We start from the raw sequence: 19,847 nt of genomic DNA, 5'->3' as shown, positions 1-19,847 counted from the left end.
TAAATTATGCGTATAACAACAAATTTAATTTACAATCAAAACTTAAGAAGTATTGATACGAACCAAGGTAATTTGGTCGATATTCAGCAACAGTTGGCAACTGGTAAAAAATTACTACGCCCAAGTGATGACCCAGTGGGTGCAGCTCAAGTTATTCGCTTGACCGAAGAGTTGGACAAAATCACCCAATATCAACGCAATAATGATTTAACTTCAAGTGCACTTGAACAACAAGAAACTGCCCTTCGAAGTATCAATGATGTGGTTAATAGAGCACGCGTGCTCACTGTACAATCGGGAAACGGTATTTTAGCGGGACAAGATAGAAAAGCCATTGGTGCTGAAATTGAACAAATTCGTGATCAGGTTTTAGACTTAATGAATACCCGTAATGCCAGTGGTGATTATGTTTTCTCTGGCTATCAATCATCAAATCAAGCCTTTGAATTTAACCCCAGTGCGAGTGGCGATAAAGTCTCATTTTTAGGTGATGATGGTGAGAACCAAATACAAATTTCAGATAGCGTAACACTGCAAAGCACCTCGTCGGGTAAGTCTATTTTCCAAGAAGTATTTGCACGCCTCAACTTTGAAGTGACCGCGCAAAGTGCAGGAGTCTCAATTGAAACAGCAAAAATAGATGAGCAAGGCTCGTTTGATAATTTCCATAAGCAGAATTTTGATCCTGTGAATGCGGCTAATAATCAATATCGTTTTGACGTGCTGGCGGGTGATCAGGTCTCAGTCACTAACGTTGGGACTGGGAATATTGTGTCTACCCAAGCATTTCAGTCAGGGCAACCAGTGCGCTTTGCCGGTATGGAATTTAATTTCAGCGGCAGTACCGGCGATTCTTTAGAAATTAGTTTAAACAGACCAGAAAAGAAAAATTTAGCGGAAACGCTAAACGACCTGTTTATTGCACTGACGTCTGATTCAATATCTGAATCGGATTTTGTAAATACAATAGACAATACGCTGGTGGGTTTAGATAACGGTTTGGAAAAAATGTCGCTTGAAGTTTCGTCTATTGGTGCGCGATTGAATATTGCTCAGTCGATTAAAGAAGCCAATTTAGACAGCGAACTTTCGTTGCAGTCCGCACGTTCTAGCATTCAAGATGTCGATTTTGCAAAGGCTTCTACTGAGTTTGCAAAGCAAGAAACAGCTCTGGAAGCCGCATTTAAATCATTTCCCAGAGTCGTCAATTTGTCACTGTTTAATTATATTAATTAGCGTATCCAGGATTAACACGATCCAATTTACGTAATATACCAGGCCAAGCTAAGGAGCCGCCAGCAGAGCGGGTTACTTGTTTAGCTTGCGCTTGTATTCCAGCCAGAATTTGATCCGAAATTTTAATCATAGCTTGTCCCGTTGCTTGTGCTTTTAATTGGATCTCACATGCACGCTGCAGCAAAAACATCGCGGTAAATGCTTCGGCAACCGACGAGCCACAAGTAAGCAAACCATGATTGCGCAAAATCATAAACGAAGTATCACCTAAATCGGCAACCAGACGCACTTTTTCCTCAGGGTTTAACGCAATCCCTTCATATTCATGATAAGAGAGTGACGATAACGCAAAGAGTGATTGTTGACTGTAAGCTTGCAGTCCATCTTTGAGTGTCGATACAGCGATACCTTCGATAGTATGTAGGTGCATTACACATCTTGCATCATCGCGAGACTCATGCACGGCGCTATGAATAATAAAGCCTGCGGGATTAGTCTCATAGTCTGATTGCATGACCTTTTCGCCATTAATATCAACCTTTACCAGACTCGATGCGGTTACTTCGTCGAACATCATGCCATAAGGATTAATTAAAAAGTGATGTTCAGGGCCAGGAACGCGGGCTGAAATATGCGTAAAAACTAAATCATCCCAGCCGTAATAAGCTACGATCCTATATGCCGCTGCTAAGTCGACGCGAGCTTGCCATTCTTCTGCACTTACGTTTTGTTGCACTGAACTCATGATTTAACGCCTTTTAGTGTCATTTTTATCAACATCAGCTTAACAGTTGTTAGTTGAGTATCCAGAATTATATCCTCACTTTATTCGTCAACTATGCCAACGTATTCGCACACTATTTTCATTATTAGACGAAACCACTGGATTAGGGCTTAAAGAAAGACTAGCGAAACGCTTAACCATGCTATCAAACAACTGGGTTGAAATGGCTAACAGCCAAATTAATGACGTCGCAATTGAGCAGAATAAAGCGGTATCGTTTGATACCTTGCCGAATTACGCTGAATCTATACAAGAAGAGATCAAGATTTCGCAAGAGTCGCTGGCGAGTATGTTGAATGTTTCTAGGCAAACAATTAATAAGCTATTGCAAGAAATGAAAAATGAGCAATTGATTACTCTTCGGTATGGAAAAATCATGCTGACTAATCCGCGTGCTCTGCAACAGTTAGGGGAGCTTTGAAAACCTAACTATCGTTTTCAATTCCCCGTTACTGTAATTTTGTTTTTCATTACCACTACCAAAGTACTGAATAGCTTGTTTTTTGCTGCCGTGTTAGTGAAGTCAATTCAGTGTGCTGATATCGAGCCGCAATCATAAAGGAAGTTGCAGTGAGGGCCACTAAGCACGGACTAGCCAAATACACGGGTAGATCTTGCCATTGCCAATGCTCAAATGGAGCAACACTTTTGCCTAATTAAACGCCAACACCAATGAAGCGGGGTGGTCTGTAGCGCGACGAAAGCATAAAAGCAGATGATTATTTAAACGACTTAAGTCAGTGAAAGCATCATGATACTTTTTATTAGATATTTTTATTAGATATTTTTTTTAGCCAATTTATATTCATTTTAAATGCTCTTATCTCATTGTTTTTATTTGCTATTCTTGTCTTTTTTTATTGCTTTTGATTGTAGGGGCGGCAATTATTTGCCGCTAACATAGAAAAAAAGCATTTTTTAGCTAAAGGGAATTCAACGTTTGTCGATAAACCTTTACGAGAGAGCCAGTACATTAACTTATCATTTGGATGGTTATTGTTCTACAAGTAGTTATTAAACCACCGGAGTCACGTCCGGGGACCAGCAAGCCGCTGGACTGAGAGTGCAGGAGAGACATATGTCCTTGTTCGTAAATACAAATGCGTCGGCGTTGAATGCTCAACGTTCATTAATGAATTCATCAAACAGTTTGAACACCTCGTTCGAACGTTTATCTTCGGGTTTCCGTATTAACCGCGCTTCAGATGATGCTGCAGGTTTGCAAATTTCGGATCGTATGACTACGCAAATCAACGGCTTAAACCAAGCCGTTCGAAATGCGAACGATGCGATTTCATTGACGCAAACTGCTGAAGGTGCATTATCTGAAACCACAAGTTCTTTACAGAGGATCCGCCAGTTAGCAGTTCAATCACAGAATGGTATTAACTCTTCTGCTGATAGAACAGCGCTTCAAAAAGAAGTTTCTGCTCTAAAACTAGAGATATCAAGAATTTCGACCGACACCCAATTTAACAGTGTGAACTTGTTGGATAGTAACTTCTCTGCTGCTTTTTTAATAGGCGCCAACAGTGGACAAACAATTTCAGTTAACTTGTCAGGTGGTAACCTGGGTGGTATCAGCGGTTTCTCTACAGCGGGTCTAGGCATCGATGACTTATCGGTTTCAAGTTTCGGTGGCGCTTCTGCAGCTCTAGTGGCAATTGATGCGGCAATCTCTGGAATAGGTGGCGCAAGAGCCGACCTAGGTGCATTAACAAATCGGTTCCAATCAACAATCCGCAACTTGACTAATATTTCTGAGAACGTACAGGGTGCAAGATCCCAAATCCGTGACACAGATTTCGCAGCTGAGACGGCTGAGTTGACACGTAACCAGATTATTCAGCAGGCTAGTACAACCATACTATCACAGGCTAATCAGCGTCCTCAGGCCGCTCTTCAGCTTCTTGGTTAAGTCTAACTGACCCTACTGTTTGGGGAATGAAGCCAGGAGGTAGTATCTAGCGTCACCATCCAGACAGAAGAGAGTCCGCTCACTCTCGACACACAAAGAGCGATAGGCCAGGCATTGCCTGGCCGCTTATTTTTCTGCACTTTTATTTTTATATTTTATTTCACTAACCATTTGATATAATTAATAATTATCATTATCTATGTTACAAACTCCCCATTCTTTCAATATTATTTAGTTTTATTATTAAAGCTTTTTGCGTATCTGCACGATAAGTATTGTAAGCATGGAGATAACAACAATAAATACTCTGGCTAGGTATACAGTTCTTTATAAACGCAGCACTTAATAAACGCAGCACTTAATAAACAGCACTTAATAAACAGCACTTAATAAATGACGCGAAGCAACATGATGTTAAACGCCAAAGAGCGACAACACATGATTCAATGAAAGTCGAAAGACACGAAAACAATAATAATCATTGAGGCTGAAATATCGTCATGCTGAATGAGCAACAACCCAAAGAGGTTGGCCGTTCAACATGCATCAACCGTTAGGAGAAATATCATGAGTCTATTCGTTAATACGCATACGACTGCTGCTCATTCTGCAGGCATTAATATTCTCAGCGGCAATTTTTAGTTTATATTTTTAGTTAGCGAAAATTCAGGGCAATACATTGCCTCTGTAGCTCTAGGCTTTATGCATATAGCAATCTCAAAGGCTAAATAGAACTGCTAAATAGAACTGCTAAAAAGAACAGCTAAAAAGAACGGCTAAAAAGAACTGCAAATAAAAGACATTAAAAAAGATTGATAGGCACATTTGTGAAGAATAAGTGTGGGTGATAAACGCCAAAATACTGACTTACCTGAGAAATTAGGAATTTGCTGACTGACAGGAATGATGCCAGGAGGTAGTGAGAGGTATAGAGGTCTGGAACACCATATACCTGTCAGTCAGCAAGAGCTTTCGCTCTGTTACAGCAATTGCATCATCAGGCGAGTGACTGCTTGATGAAATAAGTCAGTCCATGACTTGATTTATGTAATGCACCAAGTGTGCCAAAAATGAAAAATGCGTATAAAAATAATAATAAATGCGCTTAATTATTAAAATTTACTATTTGAAAATCGTTAGGAGATTATCATGAGCTTATTCGTCAATACTAATGTGTCTGCATTGAATGCACAAAGACAATTACAAAGTACATCAACCAGTCTAAATACTTCTTTTGAAAGATTGTCTTCGGGCTTTCGGATCAATAGTGCAAAAGATGATGCTGCCGGTTTACAAATCGTAGACCGAATGACATCGCAAATTCAAGGTCTCGATCAGGCTGTGCGAAATGCCAACGATGGTATTTCATTATCACAGACCATTGAGGGAGCCTTACAGGAAACAACGAATGCTTTACAACGTATTCGTGTTTTGGCCATTCAGTCACAAAACGGTATTAACTCATCGGCTGACCGCGGAGCCCTACAAAAAGAGGTGTCAGCGCTAAAAGTCGAGATGAGCCGCGTTTCCACAACGACTCAGTTTGGTGGTGTTAACGTCCTTGATGGCAGCTTTTCATCCGCTTTTCTGGTCGGAGCAAATGCAGGGCAGACGATTAACGTTAATGTATCTCGACCTAATGGATTTGGTACTTTAGGTTTATTCGGAAGTGCTACGCTTAGTGTTGCAACGCCTGGTGATGCCTCAAGAGCACTAGCTCAGATTGATACTGCAATTGAGATTATTAATGGTAAGCGAGCTGATTTAGGTGCCGTGCAAAACCGTTTTCAGTCGACTATTCGTAATTTGTCCAATGTTTCTGAGAATGTGTCAGCAGCAAGGTCTCAAATAAGAGACACAGACTTTGCCAAGGAAACGTCTGAATTAACTCGCGCACAAATAATTCAGCAGGCAAGTACCACTATCTTAAGCCAGGCAAATCAGCGCCCTCAAGCGGCTTTAAGTTTACTTCAGGGTTAACAGAATTATCGACTAGAAGGTGATGCAGATGTTTGAATTACTTTGTTTACTGATGGTAAGTCGTTTGTTAGTTAGATTCGCATTGCGAGGCACTGCAATTTAAAGTAAAGCGGCAATCAATAGCCGAAACGGCAAATTAATGTCATTCAACGTTAACAAGTCAGATATTTATAAGAATTTAGTTAATTGGAAAGCGTTGAGAGGCTTATATTGCCACGGATGGCGGCCGACAGGCTAACTAGGAATTTGATAGAAGGACGCATCGATAAGCGCTAAGAGGGTAATAGACTTGCCAACCTGAAATAGAGAGCCTGAATTAGAAATTGCGACACGTATCAATTAAAATGCCGACTTACAAGACTGAGAGTATAGAAGTTTAGGTTGAGAGGCCAGTAACTTGTTCTACAATCCTGCAAGCCGACGAAACTGCTTTGCTCCACTCCTAACGTGAGCAAGTTGGTCGGGCCGCCCTATGGCTCGACCTTTTTTCCTTTCCTAATAGTTCAGTGCTGCAAGCTATTAGTTTTTACCTCGACAAGCTATATTAAGCATGTACCGTGCCAATGGCATAAAAAATCCACACAGATACTGTTGAGCACTCTTGCTAAAGTCTGTCTTTGTATCGTTTTTTATATTTAGTAAAGATGAAAAACGAGACATATGTACCTATAAACACGGGGATTTTAGTCAGTAGAAAGGCATTATCCCACTCTTTTGTAATGACGCTAAAGATAGCGACTAGCACGAAAACACCACTGAAAATCCCAAAAAGTGTCGATACCACTCCCCAAGTGACAGCCATATGAAAATACTTTTGTTTCGTGACCGTTTCATTTTTCAGCACATAATATGAATACAAACACAGACAACAAAAACCAACAATACTGAGTGAAATGAAATATTCCAATGAAATTTTATTCCTTAAGATAGTGCTTCTTGTGTGAAACTTGGGCTTTTAAACATTGAAAAGTAGTTATCTTTCAAGGGTTAAGTCAGTAATGATATTTTTTTAAAATAAACAGCTAAAGGTTCTACAGATTTTGCCGATACAGTCAGTAGAGGGGTAATCTACCGTTTTTTTGGTTTTGTGTCGAACCAGTTAAGCGACGAGGTTGCTAATTTGGCCTAGTGAACCAAGTTAGCATGAAAATAGTTTTGAAAAAGAGAGTCTAGCACTCACTCTTTTTTGATCGGAGGTATCATGTCAATTTTTGTAAACACCAATGTACCATCGCTTAATGCGCAAAGACAGCTAAGTGAAACAGAGCAAGCACTGAATAAGTCCTTTGAGCGATTGGCATCAGGATTTAGAATTAATAGCGCCGCAGATGATGCTGCGGGCTTACAAATTTCAGATCGTATGACAAGTCAAATACAAGGATTGAATCAAGCCGTAAGAAATTCTAACGACGCTATTTCTATGACCCAAACGGCTGAAGGTGCGTTAGCAGAAACCACAATGTCGTTGCAGCGGATCCGTCAATTAGCAGTGCAATCACAAAACGGTATTAATTCATCCTCTGACCGCGCGGCCTTACAAAAGGAAGTGTCAGCTTTAAAAACAGAAATTTCTCGAATTGCGACGGATACCAAATTTAATGATCTGAGTATTTTGGATGCGTCTTATTCTGCGGCGTTTTTAGTTGGTGCAAATAGTGGGCAAACGATCAGCGTCAATTTGTCCGCATCAAACATTGTTGGCGGCACTGGTTTTAGTGCCACAGGTTTGGGTATTGGCGCGTTGTCGGTCGCTACTTTTGATGATGCTTCTGCAGCATTGGTAAGTATTGATACCGCTATTTCTGCGGTAGGAGGCGTGCGATCGGACTTAGGTGCTGTGCAAAATCGTTTTCAATCAACTATCCGAAATTTGAGCAACATTGCTGAGAATTTAGCTGGCGCGAGAAGTCAAATTCGTGACACTGACTTCGCATCAGAAACCGCAGAGCTCACGCGAAATCAGATCATTCAGCAGGCATCAATTCTGGTGCTGACTCAGGCGAATCAAAGACCGCAAGCAGCGTTGTCTTTACTAGGTTAATTAAGAGGTTAATCACGAGGTTAATCAAGACGCTAATTAAGCGTCTTGTAAGTTGCGTTTACTGCCGGTTCACCCAGATATTGGTGTAACTGTTTTTCTCATTTGATATAAGGAATTAAAAATGGACACAATAATCCCGCAAGCTGGCAACAATGTTGCAAGTCAGTTAGTAAAGCCGTCAGGGTTGGCGGTGTTTGAACGTATTGATAAAGTCGAAGCAACGGATGAAATAAAGTCTCAGAATGCTAAAACTGATGCTAATATTGAGGCCAATGCAGAGCAAAATATAGCAGAAAAAATAGCTCAAACTACTCAAGCAAACGCTAGCGAGGCCGATAGATATCAACGAGAGGGAAGCGTTGTTGAACTTAATCAAGCGCTTTTAGACATTAGCGAGTTTCTGCAAAGTAGAAATACGAAACTAGCATTTTCAATAGATGAAGCGTCGGAAAGACCCGTAGTGACGGTCAAGGATACGGCATCTGGAGATGTTATACGGCAAATTCCTTCCGAGGAAGTGCTAAAATTTGCAGGGCGAATAAACGAATTACAGTCTGAATTTGGCAGTAGTGTTGGTATTCTACTAAAAGGGCAGGCTTAATTAATGAGGTAAAACATGGGTATTTCATCGTTAGGGGTCGGTTCAGGTTTAGATCTCGAAGGTCTGGTAACACAATTACTAGCGGCTGAGCGTGGACCAAAATCCGCTCGATTAGATGCTCGAGACGAAAGAATTGAGTCCGAGATTTCAAGTCTCGGACAAATAAAATCAAAACTATCTGAATTTAAAGATTCAGTAGACGAACTGCGCAAAGACCAAGCCCTTACTGGGCGCGAGCCTACCATACGCAATCCTTCTGAAGATACCGAACCATTCACAGCCAAAGCATCGAACAGTGCGTTAACAGGCGAGTATGCAATTACTGTTGAACGTTTGGCGAGCGGCAGTAGAATTGAATCCGCAGCAGCTGCCAATGGTGGTTTCGCTGCGTCAACTGACTCAGTGACAGGCACTGCTGGTTCACTTACCTTCAAGATTGGCGGCACAGGCGATACATTTTCAATTAATGTAACGGCGGGTGCAACGTTAGCTGAGCTTCGTGAACAAATTAATAATGCGCAAGATAATTTTGGTATTACCGCAAACATTATTAACACCGGTACCGCTGATGGTGGCGCTAAATTGATTTTTAGTTCAAAAATAACCGGCGAAGGTAACGACCTTTCTATAGTAAATGACAACGATATTACTGATCTTAATCGCATTGCCACAACTGATTCAGCTGAGACTGCCAGTTATTTAGTGCCCACGAAAACGGCACAAAACTCACAAGCTATTATTGACGGTATTACGGTACAGAGTGATAGCAATGAATTCAAAAATACAATTCAAAATGTGACGTTTACGGCAAAAGCGGTTTCAGAAAAAGATGCAAATGATGAGTTTCAGCCTTCAACATTGGTTATCGGTTTTGATGAGGAAGGCCTAGATGAAAAAATCAAAGAATTTGTCGAAAGCTATAATTCGCTTAACGATGAAATCCGCTCTTTGACAAAATACGGTGAATCAGACTTGGAAGACGATGGTGCATTAGCTGGCGACTTTACCGTTAGAGGTATTCAAGCAGGTTTAGGTAGTATTTTAAGTAGTTCTGTTTCTGCATCTGCATTGGGCGGCTTGTTTCAAATTGGTATCGAATTAACCAGTGAAGGCAAACTAGAAATTGGTAATAGTGACTTTGGCTTAGGTACTGGCGCGAGTCGTTTGAGCGATGCGCTTGAAAACAATTTTGACGAAGTATCAAAACTGTTTACCGCTGAAGATGGTATTGCCAATAAGCTATATGACTTTATCGACCAATACACTAAATCTAGCGGTATCTTAGCAGGGCGAGAGACCGCAGCGAAGGACCAGCGTGAACAGTTGTTGGACGACAGAGCGGCGTTTGAACTGCGCTTAGTCAGTTTTGAACAGACACTGCGTGGACGATATTTGAACTTAGACCAAACCGTAGCAAGATTACAACAATCAAGTTCAGCGTTATTAGCAAGCTTGTTTTAGCGCTTCAATTAAGACGTTTATTGCTATAAACAATTATTCTTAGCTGTGTTTCCATATTGAACAGCTTTACTATTTTATTCGGAGACAATACTGCATGGCGCTCAAAGGTATAAACGCATATAAAAAAGACAGCCTGAAACAGGATATTGCAAGCGCGGATCCGCATCGTTTAACGCTGATGTTGATGCAAGGAGCACTCGACCGCATGGCATATTCGAAGGGGTGTATGGAACGTAAAGACTTTGCTGGAAAGGCAGAACACCTGTCAAGAGTAAACGCGATTTTACTTAACTTAAGAGATACCTTGGATTTGGATGTTGGCGGTGATGTTGCACAAAATCTGTATGCACTATATGAGTTTATGATACGCCAGTTACAGGATGCTAACGTGCAAAACAACTTGCAGACAATAGATGAAGTGATTAATCTGCTACTACCAATAAAAAAGGCTTGGGCTAGTATTCCAGATGATGCAAAACAAGAGGCATACGAAATTCAACGTCGAAAAAGCCAATCAGTGTGATTAAAGACGACTATTTATCCCATGCGCTAACTCCTGAGGAGCTTAGCGCTATAAACCAATCAATTTGTGCGGTGCTTGCGACTGACCACGTCGATGATGAAGCACTGCGCAGGCTTGTGACTCAGCGTGACGAATTGATCCAGCGTCATCTCAATAACCTAAATGAAGCTGGGCGTGATCAATTCGCCAAAGCTGAATTGCCGATTAATATTAAACTCCATGCGACCGTGCAGTCGCTTTTTGCTGACTCACTATCTGAATTGAGTGGGTTGGTGCGTGGGCTAAAAGCAGTTAAAAAATATAAGTGATTAAGTCTAATTATGTTGAATGATATCCGTGTTCATATTCACTCAAACGAAGAAGTGCAGGAAGCAATTGAAGTACGATCTGCTGTTCATATAGAAAAAACGCACAAGCAAAATAAATCCGCTTTCTCTAAGCACATTCCAAGTTTAATTAATGAATTACATTCAATAAGCAGCAGTAATATTTCTATATTTTGTAATCAGAATGAAGAATACAATATTGTTGATTTTGGGCTTGGTAGAACACTTTATGGAGAGTCTCCACTAGCTGAAATTACGGAGCAGTGTCAGCAAATGCCGCAACACTCTGCTTACCTTTCTTTGGCCGGTACTTTATCACTAGCGCCTAATACTCGAGGAGACTGGGAGAGTGATGAGTTAGAAGATGTTTTGCAGGCGCATCAAGCGAATGCTAAATTTGTTGAGATCAAAGCCAAAAGGGCTGACGTGCTGGTTGTTCTAGGTTTAGGCTTGGGTCACCATATTGATTGGTTGATTGAGAATTGCTCAGCTAAGCACGTAATTATTTATGAACCTGAAGGACAATATTTTAAAAGTTCATGTTTGGTCAAAGACTGGCAAAGTGTGCTTGAAAAGGCAATGCAAACTGGAACCAGTTTGTACTTTCAAATAGGTCAAAATAGCGAAAAGGTAATTCAAGACTTATCTGAACTATCAGCTCAGGTTGAGGTGAAAGATGTAATGCTATTTCAACATTATTATGAGCCTACCTTTGACGCCGTTCTGCACGCGTTTCGAACGAAGTCGTGGCAAGAAATAAAAGACTCAAATTCGCCATTCGTTATTCAAGGTAAGTTCACTCAATATACGCCGCCTTGGTTGGATAGCCCAAATATTCACTCACTATCAGTAGTTTCTAAAGAGCAGTCACGATTTCAAACTAATTTAGCGGCTTTTCAAAAATACTATCCTAATATTCATAAAGAGTTTGCCAACTACAAACCACAAACATGGGCTGTAGTTGAAAATCAAATCAGTGAGATAAATTTATTTAACCGAGATAATGGCGCCTGCTTATATAGCAATAAACCAGCTGAAGATGGTCAAAACCACTACAAAAGCTTTGAGAAATTCCCAAACAAAGATGGACTTATTCTTGGCTATAAAGGTGAGAAGTTAAAACATTACTATCACTATCGATTGGTTAAAAAAACCGAACAATTGTTACTAAAAGCTGAAGATGAAGCTGGCTTCTTGCCTGATACGATTAAATCTCTAATCCTTTTTGGACTCGGTGCAGGCTATCAGTTAGAAAGTTTGTTTGAACATAAAGAGCTTGAGAAGCTGTTTATTTGCGAGCCCAATAGAGATTTTTTCTATGCATCTTTGTTCGCTATAGATTGGGCTAATATATTAGAGAAAGTAGACGAGTCGGGCGCTAATTTATATATTAATATTGGTGATGATGGTACTCATTTATTTCGCGATCTATTAAGTCAGTTTTATAATATTGGTCCTTATGTTCTCAGCCAAACTTTCTTTTACCAGGGCTATTACAACGCCTCTTTAAACGCATCTATTATGCAGTTGCGAGAGCAACTACAGATAGTGGTTGCGATGGGCGAGTATTTTGATCACGCTTGTTATGCGATTGAACATACCAAAGAAGCATTACGTAACAATATTCCGTTTTTGCGTGCCAAACCAAGTCAATATCTCAGCGACCAACAACGCGAATTGCCTATTATTTTTGTCGGCAATGGGCCATCGTTAGACTACAGCCTTGACACTATTCGAGAGCTGAAAGAGCGCGCTATTATTGTGTCTTGCGGTACGTCATTGCAAGCACTGCAGCGGAATAATATCATCCCCGACTTTCATGCCGAAATAGAGCTCAACCGTGCAACTTATGATTGGGCGTATCGAGTTGATGACCTTGAGTTCCTCAAGAAAATAACCTTATTAAGTTGCAATGGTATCCACCCCGATACGTGTAACTTATATAAAAACGTAAAGTTTGCGTTTAAAGAGGGAGAATCTGCGACGGTCTCGGCGCTTAACGTCATCGGTGCAGATAAGGCAGAGTCACTTGAATTTTCTTTTCCCACGGTTAGCAACTTCGCCATAAATTTGTTTTTAAAACTCGGTTTTAATCAGTTTTATTTGTTTGGCGTTGATATGGGGTTTGTGGATAACCAAAAACACCATTCATCGCAGTCAGGTTACTATACTCAGCAGGGTAAAGAGCTTTATAAATATACAGAAGAGAATAATACAGGGCTGCTAGTACCCGGCAATTTTCGTCCGGTGGTAAGCACAAAATACGAATTTAAACTGGCTAAAACGATCATTGAGCAAGCCTTAGCAGCGCATAAAATTGATTGCTACAATACAAGTGATGGTGCTCGAATAGAGGGGGCTACTGCGCTCAGTATTGATAATATTTTATTGATGAGTACACCTGAACAAAAGCAAGGTGTTTTGCAAAATATTGAGTCGTGTTTTTGTACATTACCTGCTGATAAATTCATTGATGACTTTGAAAGTAAATATGATAGCCAGTTAATTCTGGATGAAATTAGTCAACTACAAAACATGTTGCAGACCACAATTAGCAATCAAGATGATGTGTTCCTTATTATTGAGAAACAAAAGCAATTTTTATTTTATTCTTATAAAAAAGGCAACTCTTTGTTCTTCTATTATTTCTATGGGACCATGAATTACGTCAATTCCGTGCTAAGTAAAGCGGCGATGCACCAAGACGTCAATATTGCCGTGGACGTTGCGCAGCAGACTATAGTAACTTGGGATGACACCCTAAATGATGTCAAATTGTTATTGCAAAATACTAACAAATTGTTTGATACCTCTTCTAGTTTTCCAGTTATACGCGAGCGCCTCGTGTTAAGGAAACGAGATATTTGTCAAATATCCGTGAATACCTTTGAGCCACAGTTAAGTGACTTGGTGAGTGAATGTTTAAGCACGCTTGCTACTATTTACCCTATTACTTATTCGGTTCATACGGTCGGGCAAAGCCCCGCGAAATATTCAATAAGCTCAGCGAATAAAGAGCCCTCAGCGGGTAAAGAGCCCTCAGCGGGTAAAGAGCCCTCAGCGGGTAAAGAGCCCTCAGCGAATAAAGAGCCCTCAGCGAATAAAGAGCCCTCAGCGGGTCCAGATGCATCACCGAATAAAACAGGATCAGTTATATTATCAGTACGATCGAAACAGGACTGGCAAAGCGCAGCCGCATGTCTTGAGAAACACGATGAGCAAGCGCAGCAGCACAATTACGTTGGCAATGTACTTATTTGTTTGATGGGAGAATACCAATCTATCTGGTTTGAGCAAGTCGCGACCTATACGCATTTAGTGATTTCATTTCAGGTTTTACCACAAGTATTAGAGTTAAGTAGTACGGCAGATTATAAGCAAGGAAGGATCCCTTTCTCGCCTCTAAGCCTGCATCTTGAATCAGCAATAAAACATCTAAATGATACCGCAGACTACTCAATTTTTATTGAAAAATTGGATTTTTCAGATATTGGCTTAAAAAATGCATTGAAAATCAATGAAGCAGCTGAATTAAACAAGACGGACAATTTAGCCGGTCTTCAATATGAAGATGACGCATCTGAAAAGTCATCTAGTCAAGACACCAAGGTAAGTGATGCATTGACATCCTCGTTGAAAGTTTTATCAGAGGATGCAACAGCAGCGCATAAATATATTGAACGTAACATTGTAGAGCGTATCTCTGCACCCGCGTTCATTGATTACAAAACGTATATTGGAATACCTAGAAAGGGGCCACAGCTCAAGGCTAATACCACTGTTTGTGACTCTGCTAATTCTCGTGGTCTTAAGGTTAATAGACAATTTGACGCAGTAGAATTATTCCAAATCTGGCAAACACAAAGCGTTGTAGAATCTAATATTAGTGTCTACACAAAGGCAAAGTAATAATGTTTGATAACAAAACTATATTAATAACGGGTGGCACGGGGTCTTTCGGGCATCGTTATGTATCGCATATTTTAGCAAGCTACAAACCTAAAAAAGTGATTATTTACAGCCGGGATGAACTCAAGCAATATGAAATGCAGCAACTATTTTCTGACTCTTGTATGCGTTATTTTATTGGCGATGTTCGAGATGCGAGTCGCCTGCTTACTGCTATGCGAGGTGTAGACTACGTTATTCATGCTGCAGCGCTAAAGCAAGTTCCCGCGGCAGAGTACAATCCAAACGAATGCATTAAAACTAATATCAATGGTGCGCAAAACGTCATTGAAGCGTGTATTGAAGCTAAGGTACATCGCGTTATTGCGTTGTCTACTGACAAAGCTGCTAACCCTGTTAATTTGTATGGCGCCACAAAGTTGGCGTCAGATAAACTGTTTGTAGCCGCGAATAATATAGCTGGCGCCGATGGGCCAAGGTTTGCGGTAGTAAGATACGGCAATGTGGTTGCCTCAAGAGGCTCAGTTGTGCCGTTTTATCGCAATTTACTTACGCAGGGCAAAACAATCCTGCCGGTAACGCATCAAGAGATGACACGCTTTTGGATCACCCTAGATGAAGGCGTAGAATTCGTCCTCACCAATTTTAAAAGAATGCAGGGCGGAGAAATTTTTGTTCCTAAAATACCTTCCGTGCATATTTTAGATTTAGTCGAAGCAATGAGCGGTACTCGAGAATGTGAGCTTATCGGCATTAGACCAGGCGAAAAATTACACGAAGTAATGGTACCTGAAGAAATGGCACATCATTCCTTAGAGTTTGATGACCATTTTGTGATTACACCTTCTATCAAATTTTTCGATAAGACCATTGATTACTCAAAAAATAAATTGGGTGAAATAGGTAACAAGGTAAGTGAAAAATTTGAGTATCATTCTGGTACAAATCAACACTTTCTCAGCGTCGATGACTTAAAAGCGATGGATAAACAGACGCTATGATCCCCTATGGTAAACATGACATCAGCGGTGACGACATCGACGCAGTTGTTGATGTGTTGGAAAACCACTTCTTGACCCAGGGAAGTAAAGTGCCTGAGTTTGAACAAGCGCTTTGTGACTATACCAGTGCGCAATTTTGTACAGCGGTAAATAGTGCGACTTCCGGTTTACATGTTGCTTGTTTAGCTGCGGGCGTGACTCATGGGGATATTGTTTGGACGACTCCTAATTCCTTTGTGGCTTCCGCAAATTGTGCCCTTTACTGTTCTGCACAAATTGATTTTGTGGATATGGATGAGCACACTCGCAACATTGATATAATAAAACTAGGCACAAAACTAGCGCTTGCTAAACAAGCAGGCCAGTTGCCTAAAGCACTCGTGGTTGTTCATTTCGCCGGTTTTAGTTGTGACATGCAAGCAATTGCCAATTTACTCAGTGGTCTGGGCATCGTGTTAATTGAAGATGCCGCACATGGTTTAGGCGGCTCATATAAGGGCCGTAAAATTGGTAGCTGTGAATACTCTGATATAACGGTGTTGAGCTTTCACCCCGTAAAATCTATAACAACCGCCGAAGGTGGCGCAGTGTTAACTAATAATCCTGAACTAGCACAAGAGATCGTGTTGTTCGCTAAGCATGGAATTACCCGCGATCACGGTTTGTTTGATGCTGAGACAACAAAAATATCCTTAGCCGGCGATTGGTATTACCAACAACTTACATTAGGCTACAATTACCGATTAAGCGATATGCAAGCGGCACTGGGTATATCGCAGTTAAAGAAACTAGATGATTTCATCCTAGCTAGGCAACAAAAAGCGACTTTTTATATTCAAGCACTTGCTAATTTACCTCTTATTTTGCCACAGCGAACCAGCATTGATAATCAAAGTGCTTGGCATATATTCGTAGTTGAGCTAAAACCGCAAGGTGGCGATACTAATCGAGGGCAAACAAGAAAAGCCGTTTACCAGCAGTTAGTTGAGAAAGGTATTGGCGTAAACGTACATTATATTCCGATTCATTTGCATCCGTTTTATCAGCAGTTAGGCTTTGTGTACGGTGATTTCCCTTATGCTGAACGCTATTATGAACGCGCAATTACACTGCCCCTATATCCGAGCCTAACGGAGCAGCAGCAACAAGCTGTGGTTGATGCATTGACTGAGATATTAGTATGAACGTCGCTATTATTCCCGCTCGCGGCGGAAGTAAGCGCATCCCCAAAAAAAACATTAAAGAATTTGCAGGACGGCCACTTATCGCGTACTCAATTGAGGTGGCTAAGAAGTCGGGCGTCTTTGATCATATTATCGTTTCTACTGACGATACTGCGATTGCAAATATAGCCAAAGCATATGGCGCGCAAGTGCCATTTATGCGTCCCGAACACTTATCAGACGATACAACGGGCACGCGAGATGTGACTAATCATGCTATTGAATGGGTTAAAAAAAACATTGGCGATCCAACGTTTTGTTGCGCCATTTATGCCACCGCTCCCTTTTTGCAAGCTGAATATCTGCAACAAGGTTTGCAAGCACTGATTGATCAATCGGATAAAAGCTTTGCATATTCTGTCACCAGTTTTGCGTTTCCAATTCAAAGAGCGTTGTTGATGAAAGAAGATTATGCACTGCCAGCTTTTGAGCAAGATATTGCGAAGCGCTCGCAAGACCTGCCAGAAGCATATCATGATGCCGGACAGTTTTATTGGGGTAGAACCGACGATTATCTCTCCGCGAAGGCGATTTTTTCTGAATACGGTATTCCCATCATATTGCCGCGACACTTAGTACAAGATATTGATACCCCCGAGGATTGGTATCGAGCCGAACTGATGTATCAAGCTTATATGGCTAGACAACAAGATAATTCGAGGTAAGTGATATGCTTGTGACTAATGAAGCCGACTCTCGCAAAGAGAAAATATTGCTTATTCGCATGCTAGGGTTAGGTGATGTCACGTGCATTGGAGTGCCAAGTGTACGACATATAAAACGTAAACACCCGGGTGCTGAAGTGCATTTTTTAACCTACGCCGCCGGGTTTGAAGTGATGGCATTAGCTGAGCCGCAAGTGAAAACCTTTGGATTGAAAAAGGGTGAATGGCCAGAAGATATAATAAAGGCAATGGAAGTATTTTTAGGTCTTGCTGAAATCATTGTTGGTGAAGCTTATAGCAAAATAATTAATCTTGACACCTGGTTTATGCCTAGCTTTTTATCGCGTTTCTTAAAAGATGCAGGTGAGCCTGTTGAGGGTAATTATATTGGTATGTCAATTGCTGAGTTAATTACCCAATTTCAAAACCAAACATTGCCTGCTAGTTTTGTAAATGACCCTAGTCAATACCTGCAGAGTACCTGGTTTAGCATGATGAGATGGCATACTACGTGGTGGCAATCTGACTACTTGCCAGAGCGCGGTTATCCTGAATTTTATTTACGGACCTGCTGCGGGTGGCAAGATATCGATTTAGATATGCAAATACAAATCACGCAGGACAAGCAGATCGCCAAAAAGGGCAAACACAAAAAGGTGATAGCACTGGCAACTCAAGCGCGCACAGCAGAGCGCAGCTACACGCTAACAGAGCAATTAGAAAAAGCGCTTGAAGAGGCCGGATTCGAGGTTTGGTCAAAATTTGACGGTACTCAATCGATGCGTCAAACTTTAGCTATGTTGAAATCGAGTGATTTACTTATTTCTGTTCCATCAGCACCACAATGGCTGGCGATGGCGGTTGGCTGCCCTGTGATGATCATCAGCGGTAATGTTGATCCCCGTACCTTAATGCCAGACTATGCAACTGATATGTCAGATCAACCGGCAGAAGTACAAAGTTTAATTGAAGGTGTACAGAGTATTTTTGATGGCAGCGTCGATGCGAGTAACGAAAATAGCTTTTAGCGCGGGTTCGCACAAATCATATTTTATTAATGCATTTTAAAAAGCTCATAAGGTCAAATATATGTCCAGTAACACTACAATTCGAATAGGCAATGATGACCTTTTCTTCGATGTCGGTCCGAATCAAAAGCCGTTTATTATTGCTGAACTTAGCGGTAATCATGGGCAAAGCTTAACCCTAGCTAAAACAATGGTTGCAGAAGCAGCTAAAGCTGGGGCACATGCTATTAAGTTGCAAACTTACACCGCCGACAGTATGACACTTGATGTTGATTCTCCCGATTTTGTGATTAAGGAAAATGACAATTTGTGGGCAGGTGAAAAGCTTTTCAATTTATACGCCAAAGCATCAACTCCATATGAATGGCATGCTGAATTGTTCACCCTTGCTAATAGTCTTGGCATGCTCGCATTTAGTTCACCATTTGATGAAGATGCGGTTGATTTTTTGGCACAATTAAATGTGCCATGCTATAAAATTGCGTCATTTGAACTGACCGATATTCCTTTGATCAGAAAAGCTGCTGCGCAAGGTAAACCGCTTATTATGTCAACCGGTATGGCCAGTATTAGCGATATTGAAGAAGCACTAACGGCGGCGAAAAATGCAGGTTGTGAGGATATTATATTGCTTAAATGCACAAGCACTTATCCAGCGCTACCTGAAAATACAAACCTGGTGACCATTCCCAATATGCGCGCTACATTTAATTGCCAAGTTGGTTTATCAGATCACACTGCGGGTATTGGTGCGTCAGTTGCCAGTGTGGTTTACGGGGCTAGTGTGATTGAAAAACATTTTGTTTTATGCAGAGATGACGGTGGTGTCGATGCTGCTTTTTCACTTGAACCGAGCGAACTAGCTCAGTTAGTTATCGAGACAGCAAGAGCATCACAAGCCATTGGTAGCGTAACTTATGGCGGCAGCCAAGCTGAGGAAAAATCAAAACAGTATCGTCGTTCAATATACATTTGCAAAGATATAAAAGCGGGGGAAATATTGACTACTGAACATGTGAAAATTGTGCGACCAGCGCATGGCTTAGCGCCCAAACATTTAACCGCGGTTTTGGGCAGTGTTGCCTCCGTCTCGATGCCAAAAGGCACGCCATTGAGTTGGGCGAAAATTAATTCAGTGCAGTAAACAATCC

16 protein-coding genes are annotated in these 19,847 nt (G+C 41.1%); 15 read left to right on the top strand and 1 reads right to left on the bottom strand.

Features of this window, described 5'->3' with window-relative positions:
* The first annotated feature begins 6 nt into the window (after positions 1-6).
* Positions 7-1,236, top strand: a complete 1,230-nt coding sequence (flgL, locus tag G399_RS0108750; protein ID WP_006008511.1) for a flagellar hook-associated protein FlgL — start codon at positions 7-9, stop codon at positions 1,234-1,236.
* On the opposite strand, the gene G399_RS0108745 is transcribed toward flgL, so the two are convergent.
* Positions 1,229-1,981: a class II aldolase/adducin family protein gene (locus tag G399_RS0108745; RefSeq protein ID WP_006008509.1), complete on the bottom strand. Its 753-nt coding sequence runs from the start codon at positions 1,979-1,981 to the stop codon at positions 1,229-1,231. The two genes, flgL and G399_RS0108745, sit on opposite strands and share 8 nt — an antisense overlap.
* 46 nt (positions 1,982-2,027) lie before the next feature.
* Between G399_RS0108745 and G399_RS20420 the strand changes: the two genes are divergently transcribed.
* The 14 genes from G399_RS20420 (at position 2,028) to pseI (ending at position 19,840) form a co-directional block, all read left to right on the top strand.
* On the top strand, positions 2,028-2,441 hold the full coding sequence (locus G399_RS20420; protein WP_006008507.1) for a Crp/Fnr family transcriptional regulator: 414 nt from the start codon (positions 2,028-2,030) through the stop codon (positions 2,439-2,441).
* Positions 2,442-3,098: 657 nt separating this feature from the next.
* Positions 3,099-3,938: a flagellin N-terminal helical domain-containing protein gene (locus G399_RS0108735; RefSeq protein ID WP_006008504.1), complete on the top strand. Its 840-nt coding sequence runs from the start codon at positions 3,099-3,101 to the stop codon at positions 3,936-3,938.
* Between the two features lie 1,149 nt (positions 3,939-5,087).
* Positions 5,088-5,918 (top strand): flagellin N-terminal helical domain-containing protein, encoded by an 831-nt coding sequence (locus G399_RS0108730; RefSeq protein WP_006008502.1) that lies wholly within the window; start codon positions 5,088-5,090, stop codon positions 5,916-5,918.
* 1,201 nt (positions 5,919-7,119) lie between these two features.
* Positions 7,120-7,959, top strand: coding sequence for a flagellin N-terminal helical domain-containing protein (locus G399_RS0108720; protein WP_006008499.1), 840 nt, complete (start codon positions 7,120-7,122; stop codon positions 7,957-7,959).
* A gap of 121 nt (positions 7,960-8,080) precedes the next feature.
* The gene (locus G399_RS0108715; protein WP_006008496.1) at positions 8,081-8,560 is read left to right on the top strand and encodes a flagellar protein FlaG; all 480 of its coding nucleotides are present in this window, start codon (positions 8,081-8,083) and stop codon (positions 8,558-8,560) included.
* A 15-nt stretch (positions 8,561-8,575) separates the two neighbouring features.
* Positions 8,576-10,021, top strand: a complete 1,446-nt coding sequence (gene fliD / locus G399_RS0108710) for a flagellar filament capping protein FliD (RefSeq protein ID WP_006008494.1) — start codon at positions 8,576-8,578, stop codon at positions 10,019-10,021.
* 94 nt (positions 10,022-10,115) lie between these two features.
* The gene (fliS, locus tag G399_RS0108705) at positions 10,116-10,544 is read left to right on the top strand and encodes a flagellar export chaperone FliS (protein ID WP_006008492.1); all 429 of its coding nucleotides are present in this window, start codon (positions 10,116-10,118) and stop codon (positions 10,542-10,544) included.
* A complete protein-coding gene (locus G399_RS0108700; protein ID WP_006008490.1) occupies positions 10,541-10,852 on the top strand; it encodes a hypothetical protein in 312 nt (103 codons plus the stop codon). The genes fliS and G399_RS0108700 overlap by 4 nt, the downstream gene beginning before the upstream one ends.
* Positions 10,853-10,864: 12 nt before the next feature.
* Positions 10,865-14,779 (top strand): motility associated factor glycosyltransferase family protein, encoded by a 3,915-nt coding sequence (locus tag G399_RS0108695; RefSeq protein ID WP_026843593.1) that lies wholly within the window; start codon positions 10,865-10,867, stop codon positions 14,777-14,779.
* Between the two features lie 2 nt (positions 14,780-14,781).
* Positions 14,782-15,780, top strand: a complete 999-nt coding sequence (gene pseB / locus G399_RS0108690) for a UDP-N-acetylglucosamine 4,6-dehydratase (inverting) (protein WP_006008486.1) — start codon at positions 14,782-14,784, stop codon at positions 15,778-15,780.
* Positions 15,777-16,964, top strand: a complete 1,188-nt coding sequence (pseC, locus tag G399_RS0108685; protein ID WP_006008484.1) for a UDP-4-amino-4,6-dideoxy-N-acetyl-beta-L-altrosamine transaminase — start codon at positions 15,777-15,779, stop codon at positions 16,962-16,964. The genes pseB and pseC overlap by 4 nt, the downstream gene beginning before the upstream one ends.
* Positions 16,961-17,668 carry a pseudaminic acid cytidylyltransferase gene (gene pseF, locus G399_RS0108680; protein ID WP_006008482.1) on the top strand — a complete coding sequence of 236 codons (708 nt, stop codon included), beginning with the start codon at positions 16,961-16,963 and terminating at the stop codon, positions 17,666-17,668. Before pseC ends, pseF begins: the two co-directional genes overlap by 4 nt.
* Before the next feature lie 5 nt (positions 17,669-17,673).
* Complete coding sequence (locus G399_RS0108675; RefSeq protein WP_006008481.1) at positions 17,674-18,696, top strand: glycosyltransferase family 9 protein; 1,023 nt, start codon at positions 17,674-17,676, stop codon at positions 18,694-18,696.
* Between the two features lie 61 nt (positions 18,697-18,757).
* Entirely contained in the window at positions 18,758-19,840 is a 1,083-nt protein-coding gene (pseI, locus tag G399_RS0108670; RefSeq protein ID WP_006008478.1) for a pseudaminic acid synthase, read from the top strand.
* Positions 19,841-19,847: the final 7 nt, after the last annotated feature.

The organism is Brumicola pallidula DSM 14239 = ACAM 615 (genome assembly GCF_000428905.1).
In the GTDB taxonomy this organism is placed as follows: Bacteria; Pseudomonadota; Gammaproteobacteria; order Enterobacterales; family Alteromonadaceae; genus Glaciecola; species Glaciecola pallidula.
The sequence above is the reverse complement of the archived record's forward strand: the minus strand, read 5'-3'. Positions and strand labels throughout refer to the sequence as shown.

Coding starts and splice junctions, on each gene's coding strand:
- flgL (WP_006008511.1), top strand. CDS start 7: ATGCGTATAACAACAAATTTAATTTACAATCAAAACTTAAGAAGTATT.
- G399_RS0108745 (WP_006008509.1), bottom strand. CDS start 1,981: ATGAGTTCAGTGCAACAAAACGTAAGTGCAGAAGAATGGCAAGCTCGC.
- G399_RS0108735 (WP_006008504.1), top strand. CDS start 3,099: ATGTCCTTGTTCGTAAATACAAATGCGTCGGCGTTGAATGCTCAACGT.
- G399_RS0108730 (WP_006008502.1), top strand. CDS start 5,088: ATGAGCTTATTCGTCAATACTAATGTGTCTGCATTGAATGCACAAAGA.
- G399_RS0108720 (WP_006008499.1), top strand. CDS start 7,120: ATGTCAATTTTTGTAAACACCAATGTACCATCGCTTAATGCGCAAAGA.
- G399_RS0108715 (WP_006008496.1), top strand. CDS start 8,081: ATGGACACAATAATCCCGCAAGCTGGCAACAATGTTGCAAGTCAGTTA.
- fliD (WP_006008494.1), top strand. CDS start 8,576: ATGGGTATTTCATCGTTAGGGGTCGGTTCAGGTTTAGATCTCGAAGGT.
- fliS (WP_006008492.1), top strand. CDS start 10,116: ATGGCGCTCAAAGGTATAAACGCATATAAAAAAGACAGCCTGAAACAG.
- G399_RS0108695 (WP_026843593.1), top strand. CDS start 10,865: ATGTTGAATGATATCCGTGTTCATATTCACTCAAACGAAGAAGTGCAG.
- pseB (WP_006008486.1), top strand. CDS start 14,782: ATGTTTGATAACAAAACTATATTAATAACGGGTGGCACGGGGTCTTTC.
- pseC (WP_006008484.1), top strand. CDS start 15,777: ATGATCCCCTATGGTAAACATGACATCAGCGGTGACGACATCGACGCA.
- pseF (WP_006008482.1), top strand. CDS start 16,961: ATGAACGTCGCTATTATTCCCGCTCGCGGCGGAAGTAAGCGCATCCCC.
- G399_RS0108675 (WP_006008481.1), top strand. CDS start 17,674: ATGCTTGTGACTAATGAAGCCGACTCTCGCAAAGAGAAAATATTGCTT.
- pseI (WP_006008478.1), top strand. CDS start 18,758: ATGTCCAGTAACACTACAATTCGAATAGGCAATGATGACCTTTTCTTC.